This window comes from Pseudomonas antarctica, assembly GCF_900624995.1.
GTDB classification, from domain to species: Bacteria; Pseudomonadota; Gammaproteobacteria; order Pseudomonadales; family Pseudomonadaceae; genus Aquipseudomonas; species Aquipseudomonas antarctica.
This window is the reverse complement of record NZ_UYXQ01000142.1, coordinates 1-8,945: the sequence shown is the minus strand read 5'-3', so window position 1 is coordinate 8,945 and position 8,945 is coordinate 1. Positions and strand designations below refer to the sequence as shown.

The window sequence follows — 8,945 nt, the reverse complement described above, 5'->3', positions numbered from 1 at the left end:
ATCAGCGACATCTATGCCATGGGCGGCGACCCGCTGATGGCCATCGCGATTCTGGGCTGGCCGGTGAATGTGCTGGCACCGGAGATTGCCCGTGAAGTGATTCGTGGTGGCCGCTCGGTATGCGACGCCGCCGGTATCCCGCTGGCCGGTGGGCATTCCATCGACGCCCCGGAACCGATCTTCGGCCTGGCCGTTACTGGCATCGTGCAAAAACGTCATATGAAGCGCAACGACACCGCGACTGCCGGGTGCAAGCTGTACCTGACCAAACCGTTGGGCATCGGCATCCTCACCACCGCCGAGAAGAAGGGCAAGTTGCGCGAGGCGGATATCGGCCTGGCCCGCGACTGGATGTGCACGCTCAATAAGCCTGGCAGCCGTTTCGGTAAATTGGCAGGCGTGACGGCCATGACCGATGTCACCGGTTTCGGCCTGCTTGGCCATCTGGTGGAAATGGCTGACGGCAGCGGTCTGACAGCGCGCATCGAGTATGAAAAAGTCCCACGCTTGCCAGGGGTTGAGGACTACCTGGATCAGGGCTGCATGCCGGGTGGTACGTTGCGCAACTTCGACAGCTATTCGAGCAAGCTCGGTCGCTTGCAGGAACTGCACAAACGCGTGCTGTGCGACCCGCAAACCAGCGGCGGCTTGCTGATCGCCGTTACCCCTGAAGGCGACGCCGAATTCCACACGGTGGCCGCCGAGCTGGGCCTGAGCCTTGAGCCAATCGGCGAGCTGGTTGAGCGACAGACCCGCGCGGTAGAGGTGTTTTGATGGCAACTGACATCACCGACTACCGCGACATCTTCCTCAACGATCGGCCGATGATGGATACCCGCGCGCCGATTGAGTTCACCAAGGGCGCGTTCCCTGGGGTGATTAACCTGCCACTGATGACCGACGACGAGCGCCAGCGGGTCGGCACCTGCTACAAGCAACAGGGCCAGCAAGCGGCAATCGTTTTGGGGCATGAGCTGGTGTCCGGGGCGATCAAGGCCGAGCGCATCGAGCAGTGGGCGCAATTTGCCCAGGCCAATCCTGATGGTTACTTGTACTGCTTTCGTGGCGGGCTGCGTTCGCAGATCGTGCAGCAATGGCTGAAGACCGAAGCTGGCATCGAGTATCCCCGCGTCGGCGGTGGGTACAAGGCTATGCGTACCTTTCTGCTGGATACGCTCGAGCACGCGACGGCAGAGTGTGATTTCGTGTTGTTGGGCGGCATGACCGGCACCGGCAAGACCGAAGTGCTCAGCCAGTTGCGCAACGCCTTGGACCTGGAAGGCCACGCCAACCATCGCGGCTCCAGCTTTGGCAAGCGCGCCACCGCTCAGCCGTCCAACATTGACTTCGAAAACCGCTTGGCCGTGGACCTGCTGAAAAAGCGCGCGGGCGGCATTGAGCAATTCGTGGTCGAGGACGAGAGCCGCATGATCGGCAGTTGCGCACTGCCATTGCCGTTGCACAAGGGCATGCAGACTTTCCCGATGGTGTGGTTGGAAGACAGTGTCGAAGGCCGCGTCGAAAGAATCCTGCGCGATTATGTGGTCGACCTGTGCGCCGAGTTCATCCAGGTATTCGGCGAAAACGGCCAGGCGCTGTTTGCCGAGCGCCTGACCCAGAGCCTGGCCAATATCCACAAACGCCTGGGCGGCGAGTGCTTCCAGCGGTTGCAGGCGATCTTGCAGGAGGCCTTGGCAGAACAGGCGCGCAGTGGCGCGGTGGACTTGCACCGGGAGTGGATCGAAGGGTTGCTGCGTGAGTATTACGACCCGATGTACGCCTTTCAGCGTGAGAGCAAAGGCGCGCGGATCGAGTTTGCGGGCGAGCAGGACGCCGTGGTGGAGTACTTGCGTGAGCGCAGTGGCAGGCGAGCATAATCGGTGGTTTTGAGGGCCTCTTTGCGAGCAAGCCCGCTCCCACATTTAACCGCGTTTATCCTGAGGAACGCGGTCGACATGTGGGAGCGGGCTTGCTCGCGAAAGGGCGCTGAACCTCCCTCAAAACCTACAGGATAAACGCTCCGATCAACCCGCACACCACGCCCACCAACATCGTCAGCCCGGCTACCGTCACCAGCACCCGCGCATCGAAATCCTTGCGCAGCATCAACAGTGACGGCAGGCTCACGCTGGGCAGGGTCATCAACAAGGCCACGGCCGGGCCGGTGCCCATGCCCAGGGTCATCATGGTTTGTACGATAGGGATCTCGGCGGCGGTAGGAATCACGAACAGCGTGCCGACGATCGCCAGCGGCACCAGCCACATCAGGCTGTTGGCCATGGCCCCATCGACATGGGGGAACAGCCAGACCCGCGCGGCTCCCAACACCAGCACCGCGAGGATATAGACCGGGATCGTGCTCCAGAATAACTGCCACAGGGAACGCAACCAACGGCTCAGGAACGGTTGCGACTCACTCTGGCTGACGTCGGCCACCGCGTCCAACGCGGCTTCGGGCACCTGATCGGGCCGGGCAATGCGTTGTGCCACCAAGGACACACCCACCACCAGCACAATCCCCGCTACCAGCCGCAAAGCGGTGAAGCCCCAGCCCAGCACAAAGCCCATGAACACCAGCGTTGCCGGGTTCAAAACCGGGTTAGCGATCCAGAACGCCAGTGCCGCGCCCACCGACACGTGCTGACGGCGCATGCCCGCCGCCACCGGGGCCGCACAGCAACTGCACATCATGCCCGGCAACGCGAACAACCCACCGCGCAGGGTCGAGCCCAGCCCGGCGCGGCCAAACAGGCGCAACAGCCAGTCACGAGGGATCAACACTTGCAGCAGTGAACCCAGCAGCACCGCCAGCACGGCGGCCTTCCAGATCGCCAGGAAATATACCTGGGCATAGGCCAGCGCGGCCGTCAGGGGCGCGGTTTGCTGGTCATTGAGAATCGAGGCACCGATGCTGTGGTTATCCGCTGCCACGAATGCCTTAAGGTAGTAGGGTGACCACTTCACGTAGTAGAGGCCAACGCAGGCCACCAGTAGGAATAGCGCTGGCTTCCACCAGAACGACCAGCCCCGGTTGGGCTGGGTGAAGATGAGGTTGGGCATGGTGCTGATCCGCAGATGATTCAATTGCGGTGCATCATACGCCTGTGTCAGATCTCCGCAGCGGCCTGTGTTGCATCCGGGCACGTCTGCTGGCCATTATCCAGCCCTTGCTTGTAGTTGCGACTCAGCAGAGAAGCCTTGCCGTTATGCCAAGTCAATGTCAGCACATACAACGTGTCGAAGTCACTGCCTGACCAATCGTCGGTGATGGTGTGTTTTTCACCCGAGGCTTCACTGGCAACCTTGTTGATCAGCTCCGGCAGGTAGCCGTGAGACCAAGCGGTGTAAATGATTGAGTTGTGGTACTTGTCTTCCACCAGCTCGTCAGCGAGGTCGCTGGTGTCGTTGGCCGAGAACTGGATGTTCACCGGCAGGCCGAGTTTGATGGCGCTGGGGCTGATGGTCATCAGCGGCCGAATGTAGCTGTATGAATTGTCCTGTTCGCCTTCCTCGACGTTACGCGTCGGGTCAGGGGCAAACACGTAGTTGGCCTTGCCGAATTTTTGCGGCAGTACGGTGGCCAGGTTCATCGCACGGTTCAACCCTTGGCAGTTGAGCTGGCCGAGACCGCCGGCCGGCTTTTCGCCGTGGCGCAGGAATACCAGGGTTTGCACGCCGTCCACAGGGCCCGCGCTGCTGACCCGCGATTCCAGGCTCAAACCGATGGCGCTGCCGACGATGAGCAGTGGCAACATAATGTATGAGTAGCGTTTAAGGCGTAGTGCCAGGCACAAAGGCTTGATTGTCATTAGGTTCGAGTCTTCAGCGCTGCGAATTAAGGCGGACAAGCCCGGCCCCAGTGACGCATCTGGCGTCCTGCGGTTTTCCGTGTCGTTGTAACAGGGTGTCTCCTTTCACCGTAATGGCGCACTTAAGAGTGCACATCGGCGCTTTGGTTCGCCTGCACGCAAGATTAGCGCGGCTATGTTGCGCGATGATGACCCATGCAGGACGCCCGGCAGGTGGCTATTATGGGAGCTTTGCGCTTGGGGATTTTCCGATGAACGCACTCGCCGCCTTCCCGATCAACAGTAAATGGCCCGCCCAGCATCCAGAACGCCTGCAGCTGTATTCGTTGCCTACGCCCAACGGCGTCAAAGTGTCGATCATGCTCGAAGAACTGGGCCTGCCTTATGAAGCGCACAAGGTCAGTTTCGAGACCCAGGACCAGCTGTCACCCGAGTTCCTGTCGCTGAACCCCAACAACAAAATCCCTGCAATCATCGACCCCAATGGCCCGAGCGGTCAGCCGCTGGCGTTGTTCGAGTCCGGTGCGATCCTGATTTACCTCGCAGAAAAAACCAGCCAGTTGCTCTCCGAAGACCCCGCCACGCGCTACGAAACCCTTCAATGGCTGATGTTCCAGATGGCCGGTATCGGCCCCATGTTTGGCCAAGTAGGGTTCTTCAACAAATTTGCCGGCAAGGCCTACGAAGATAAGCGCCCGCGCGATCGTTATGCCGCCGAGTCCCGGCGTTTGCTGGACGTGCTGGAAAAGCGCCTGCTGGGCCGCACTTGGATCATGGGCGACGAGTACAGCATCGCCGACATCGCTACCTTTCCATGGATTCGCAACTTGATCGGTTTCTACGAATCCGGCGACCTGGTAGGCATTGCCGATTTCCCGAATGTGCTGCGCGTGCTGGACGGCTTTGTCGCCCGCCCTGCAGTGATTCGTGGCCTTAACATACCTGCCTGACCCCCTAGAGCGTTGAAGTATGTCGACTTTCGATTTCAAGCAACTGGATGTATTCAGCAGCGTTTCGCTCAAGGGCAATCCGCTGGCGGTGGTGCTCGGCGCTGACGGCCTCACCGACGAGCAAATGGCTGACTTCGCCAACTGGACCAACCTCAGTGAAACCACGTTTTTGCTGACGCCGCGTGATCCGCTGGCTGACTATCGGGTGAGAATTTTCACCACGCTAAAGGAGTTGCCATTCGCCGGGCACCCGACGCTGGGCAGTTGCCACGCTTGGCTGCACGCCGGCGGCAGGCCGAAGGGCGATGAGATCATCCAGGAGTGCGAAATCGGCCTGGTGCGTATCCGTCGTGAAGGCGATGAGCTGGCGTTTATTGCGCCGCCGTTGTTGCGAACAGGTTCGGTGGACGCGGCCTTACTGGAGCGTGTGCGCCTTGGTTTGGGTTTGGCGCACGAGGCCATTGTGCGCAGCCAATGGGTCGACAATGGCGCAGGTTGGCTCGCGGTGATGTTGGCCGAGCGTGACCAAGTGCTAGGCTTGCAGCCGGATTACTCGCAACTGCACGGTCTGGCCGTTGGCGTTCTCGCGCCCTGTGACCCGGTGCGCGACGCCGTGGACACACACTTCGAAGTTCGCGCCTTTATCGCTGGCGACGGCGCCCAGGAAGACCCTGCCACCGGCAGCTTGAACGCCGGCATTGCCCAATGGCTGCTGAGTGAAGGCCTGGCACCAAGCCGTTACGTGGTCAGTCAAGGCACGGCTATAGGGCGCGCCGGGCGTATTCGCGTCGAGCGCCATGGCGATGAAATCTGGATCGGCGGCGCCGTGTCGGTGTGCATCGATGGGCGAGTACAGCTCTAGATCAATGAATTGTTACGAGCTGCGCAATACACTATTGGCCCCTTGGCGTTTGTACTGTCGGGGCCAAGGGGCATAAGCTTTTGCCCCAAATATTCTGCCGCTATCCAGGAAAGCCATGACCAGCCAGTTCCCCCAAGCCCGCCCACGTCGTCTGCGCCGCTCCCCGGAGCTGCGTGGCCTGTTCCAGGAAACCGAATTCACCCTTAATGACCTGGTACTGCCGATCTTCGTCGAAGAAGAAATCGACGATTTCGTACCGATCACCAGCATGCCGGGTGTGCAACGTATTCCTGAAAAGAAACTGGCCAGTGAGATCGAGCGATATGCCCGCGCCGGGATCAAGTCGGTCATGACCTTCGGCGTGTCCCACCACCTGGACGCCAACGGCAGCGACACCTGGAAGGAACGCGGCCTGGTTTCGCGCATGTCCTCGATCATCAAGGACGCCGTGCCGGAAATGATCGTGATGTCCGACACCTGCTTCTGCGAATACACCGACCACGGCCACTGCGGCGTGATGCACGGCGCCCACGTCGACAACGACGCGACCCTGGTCAACCTCGGCAAACAAGCCGTGGCCGCCGCCCGCGCCGGTGCTGACGTCATCGCGCCGTCCGCCGCCATGGACGGCCAAGTCCAAGCGATCCGCCGCGCCCTGGACGATGCCGGCTTCACGCATATTCCGATCATGGCCTACTCCACCAAATTCGCCTCAGCCCTCTACGGCCCGTTCCGCGAAGCCGGCGGCAGCGCGCTCAAAGGCGACCGTAAAAGCTACCAGATGAACCCCATGAACCGCCGCGAAGCCGTGCGCGAATCACTGCTCGATGAGCAAGAAGGTGCAGACGCACTGATGGTCAAGCCGGCCGGCGCGTACCTCGACATCATCCGCGACATCCGCGAAGCCTCGCGTTTGCCGGTGGCGGCGTATCAGGTCAGTGGCGAGTACGCGATGATCAAATTCGGTGCCCAGGCGGGCGCGATTGATGAGGCGCGCGTGGTGCGGGAGACGTTGGGGTCGATCAAACGCGCTGGGGCGGATTTGATTTTCACGTACTTTGCGATGGATTTGGCGTTGGCGGGGATTTGATATCGGGTTGTAGTCCTGTGGCGAGCGGAACTGCTCGTCTCGGGGCTACATCTACACCGATTCTGCCCAGCGCTGGCAGAAGTCGTGTTGCTCCTGTATGTCGTTGGTGAGATTACTTTCTTCACAAGAGAAAATATGCACAAGTTCACCGTCCGGAACTCCCATAGTCAGCTCGTAAGCGACTAGGCCATTAGACATTTGCGAAGACATTCCTGATGTGTGGACGTTGATTTTTGATCCTTTGCATAGAAATTTTATATCTTTCAAGTCTGCCCTCATTAAGCCGAAGCAGCCGTACAGGTCCAAGGCGGTGTAGGATTTTTGGGGCTCATTACCTAGAAGTAGATAAAGGGTAGGTTTGCCTCCTTCGTATTCGAGGATTGCGCTTTCACGTATGCCGTTTTTGATGATAGTGATTTTACGGGGTTTCATCGGTGATCCATAATTGAAAAGTGCGTTATTAAATATTTTCGGGTTTTGTAATTAAATAGTGAGTTAGGTTTTATTCTTTTGCTTGTTGTATTTTTTAGTCGGCTTAGAAGGGTTTGCATAAAACTTTGTTGGTGCGTTATGGGGGAGTTAAAATAGGTTGCCATCGTTTTAAAGATGGCGTCGAAGTTATCATTATTTGATAGGTAGTGCTTGATAGAGGAGATAAACCATTTTTGTTCAAGGGCTGTATAATCTAGAAATTCTGGTTTTGTCAGTGCGTCAAAGATCTCTATAAGCTCTTTTTCGTTATTTGGGTTTTTTGACGAGATAAGTTTTTCTCTTTCTAAGTTATCTGTGTTTTCAATGTCGTAAGTGAACAGTAATCCACGGATTATTTTCATGCTCGGCTGTCTTTTCATATTTATGATTTGGTATGAGTGGTTCTGGGTTTGTTGTTTGATTTTTTTTGTTTGTATCTTGTTTTTTGGCTGTATTTTGCTCGTCGCGCGAATGTCCGCCTCTACGGATGCATCGAAACTTAAAATTTCATTGTGTTCAGGTATTTGTCGAACTTTTTCATTATATGGCTGAGCCACAACAGTCCTGATGGCCATTGATGAGGGTAATAGTAATAGCAATACTGTTCGTAGAGGAGGTTTTCTTGGAGGTCTGACTCATTTGTGTAAGAGTTTATCAGCTCAAGGATTTCTTTTTTTACGGAAATTATTACGTCTCTAGACGAGTCTTGTAAAAAAGAATCAATGACCTCATCGGCTGATGAGTATTCCTCAGTCCAGTCCTGATTGAAATAGGCGCCAAAAAACTGCTGGAGTTCTGTCAGTGGTTTGTTCATTTTTCTAATGGGTATCCTGTCAGTAATAGGTAGCCTTTCGGCATGTTATGCTTTCGCTTTAAAACTAGCAAAAATTTATAAGCGGGAACTGATTTGTCAGTTCCTCTAATGACGCTAACTCCTACCGCCTGACTTGAGTTTTCTCTAATAATAAGTTTATCTTTTTTTCCTTTTAGGAATTCCAATATGTCTTGGTTGTGTGTCGCTAAGCTTTTGGATACGAGTGCTTCTGCCTCCTCTAAAGTTCTGAATGTAGATGCCGCTGGAATATTTGGCTCTGACTCAAGCCTTGCGGTTAGCTGAGCGTCCGTTTGATCTATGTGCTTCCTAATTAGGTGCCCCCCTGACTTTTCATGCGAGTCTAGTACAGGGGCCTTGCTTGATTGAAGGGGGTCTACGTTTGAGCCAGGGCACCCTCCAACCTTGCAACTTAATCCCAGCGGATCCACCCATCCCGTAGGATTGGGCGCGTACTGGTACGCGTTGATCCCACCCGCCAGCTTCACCGGGTCGGGCGTGAGGTAACGACCAATATCTGGATTGTAGTAGCGATTGCGGTTGTAGTGCAGCCCGCTTTCCGGGTCGAAGTATTGGCCCTGGAAGCGCAGCGGGTTGTCGACTTTATTTATGTCGAGGCGACTGATTTGGCCATAGGCGCGGTAATGCGCGGACCAGACGATTTCGCCGTCGGGGGCCGTGAGTTCCTGTGGCGTGCCGAGGTGGTCGAGTTGGTAGTGGAAGGGTTGGGTGTCTTGCGGGCCAAAGCCTGCCAGCAGTGCCAGCGGGCGGAAGCTGTCCGGTTCGTAGATGTAACTGCGATGGCGATCCGCGTGATGCTCGGCAACCAGCTTGTCGCCTTGCCAGAAAAACTCCGTCGTTATCCCATCAACGGTTTTGCTGATCCGCCGACCAAACGGGTCATAGCGATAGCTGGCCGTCTGCCCATTGG

At 57.0% G+C, this 8,945-nt stretch carries 11 protein-coding genes; 5 read left to right on the top strand and 6 right to left on the bottom strand.

Translation table 11 applies throughout. From position 1 onward, the window contains the following. Both selD and mnmH read left to right on the top strand, forming a co-directional pair. On the top strand, window positions 1-774 hold a 774-nt coding region (selD, locus tag E0F99_RS26935; RefSeq protein WP_130909030.1), incomplete at its 5' end, for a selenide, water dikinase SelD. Beyond that, window positions 774-1,877 carry a tRNA 2-selenouridine(34) synthase MnmH gene (gene mnmH, locus E0F99_RS26930; protein WP_083359178.1) on the top strand — a complete coding sequence of 368 codons (1,104 nt, stop codon included), beginning with the start codon at window positions 774-776 and terminating at the stop codon, window positions 1,875-1,877. The genes selD and mnmH, both read left to right, overlap by 1 nt. Window positions 1,878-2,004: 127 nt before the next feature. Here mnmH and E0F99_RS26925 read toward each other — a convergent pair whose 3' ends face one another. Both E0F99_RS26925 and E0F99_RS26920 read right to left on the bottom strand, forming a co-directional pair. Beyond that, window positions 2,005-3,060 (bottom strand): permease, encoded by a 1,056-nt coding sequence (locus E0F99_RS26925; protein ID WP_083360467.1) that lies wholly within the window; start codon window positions 3,058-3,060, stop codon window positions 2,005-2,007. A 47-nt stretch (window positions 3,061-3,107) separates the two neighbouring features. Beyond that, entirely contained in the window at window positions 3,108-3,809 is a 702-nt protein-coding gene (locus E0F99_RS26920) for a histidine phosphatase family protein (protein WP_083359177.1), read from the bottom strand. A gap of 251 nt (window positions 3,810-4,060) precedes the next feature. Here E0F99_RS26920 and E0F99_RS26915 point away from each other — a divergent pair, with 251 nt between their 5' ends. The 3 genes from E0F99_RS26915 (at window position 4,061) to hemB (ending at window position 6,711) form a co-directional block, all read left to right on the top strand. Beyond that, window positions 4,061-4,759 carry a glutathione S-transferase N-terminal domain-containing protein gene (locus E0F99_RS26915; RefSeq protein WP_083359176.1) on the top strand — a complete coding sequence of 233 codons (699 nt, stop codon included), beginning with the start codon at window positions 4,061-4,063 and terminating at the stop codon, window positions 4,757-4,759. Window positions 4,760-4,778: 19 nt separating this feature from the next. Beyond that, window positions 4,779-5,621 (top strand): PhzF family phenazine biosynthesis protein, encoded by an 843-nt coding sequence (locus E0F99_RS26910; RefSeq protein WP_083359175.1) that lies wholly within the window; start codon window positions 4,779-4,781, stop codon window positions 5,619-5,621. Window positions 5,622-5,736: 115 nt separating this feature from the next. Then, complete coding sequence (gene hemB / locus E0F99_RS26905; protein ID WP_083359174.1) at window positions 5,737-6,711, top strand: porphobilinogen synthase; 975 nt, start codon at window positions 5,737-5,739, stop codon at window positions 6,709-6,711. A 51-nt stretch (window positions 6,712-6,762) separates the two neighbouring features. On the opposite strand, the gene E0F99_RS26900 is transcribed toward hemB, so the two are convergent. The 4 genes from E0F99_RS26900 to E0F99_RS26885 form a co-directional block, all read right to left on the bottom strand. Next, complete coding sequence (locus tag E0F99_RS26900; protein WP_083359173.1) at window positions 6,763-7,143, bottom strand: hypothetical protein; 381 nt, start codon at window positions 7,141-7,143, stop codon at window positions 6,763-6,765. Further along, the gene (locus E0F99_RS30705; RefSeq protein WP_232000178.1) at window positions 7,140-7,739 is read right to left on the bottom strand and encodes a hypothetical protein; all 600 of its coding nucleotides are present in this window, start codon (window positions 7,737-7,739) and stop codon (window positions 7,140-7,142) included. Before E0F99_RS30705 ends, E0F99_RS26900 begins: the two co-directional genes overlap by 4 nt. Then, complete coding sequence (locus tag E0F99_RS26890) at window positions 7,682-7,996, bottom strand: contact-dependent growth inhibition system immunity protein (RefSeq protein ID WP_083359172.1); 315 nt, start codon at window positions 7,994-7,996, stop codon at window positions 7,682-7,684. Before E0F99_RS26890 ends, E0F99_RS30705 begins: the two co-directional genes overlap by 58 nt. Next, a partial coding sequence (locus E0F99_RS26885) for an RHS repeat-associated core domain-containing protein (protein ID WP_207303102.1) occupies window positions 7,993-8,945 on the bottom strand: 953 nt, incomplete at its 5' end. The genes E0F99_RS26885 and E0F99_RS26890, both read right to left, overlap by 4 nt.

Bases quoted from the DNA above. Each gene is read 5' to 3' on its own strand.
- mnmH (WP_083359178.1), top strand. From the start codon at position 774: ATGGCAACTGACATCACCGACTACCGCGACATCTTCCTCAACGATCGG.
- E0F99_RS26925 (WP_083360467.1), bottom strand. From the start codon at position 3,060: ATGCCCAACCTCATCTTCACCCAGCCCAACCGGGGCTGGTCGTTCTGG.
- E0F99_RS26920 (WP_083359177.1), bottom strand. From the start codon at position 3,809: ATGACAATCAAGCCTTTGTGCCTGGCACTACGCCTTAAACGCTACTCA.
- E0F99_RS26915 (WP_083359176.1), top strand. From the start codon at position 4,061: ATGAACGCACTCGCCGCCTTCCCGATCAACAGTAAATGGCCCGCCCAG.
- E0F99_RS26910 (WP_083359175.1), top strand. From the start codon at position 4,779: ATGTCGACTTTCGATTTCAAGCAACTGGATGTATTCAGCAGCGTTTCG.
- hemB (WP_083359174.1), top strand. From the start codon at position 5,737: ATGACCAGCCAGTTCCCCCAAGCCCGCCCACGTCGTCTGCGCCGCTCC.
- E0F99_RS26900 (WP_083359173.1), bottom strand. From the start codon at position 7,143: ATGAAACCCCGTAAAATCACTATCATCAAAAACGGCATACGTGAAAGC.
- E0F99_RS26890 (WP_083359172.1), bottom strand. From the start codon at position 7,996: ATGAACAAACCACTGACAGAACTCCAGCAGTTTTTTGGCGCCTATTTC.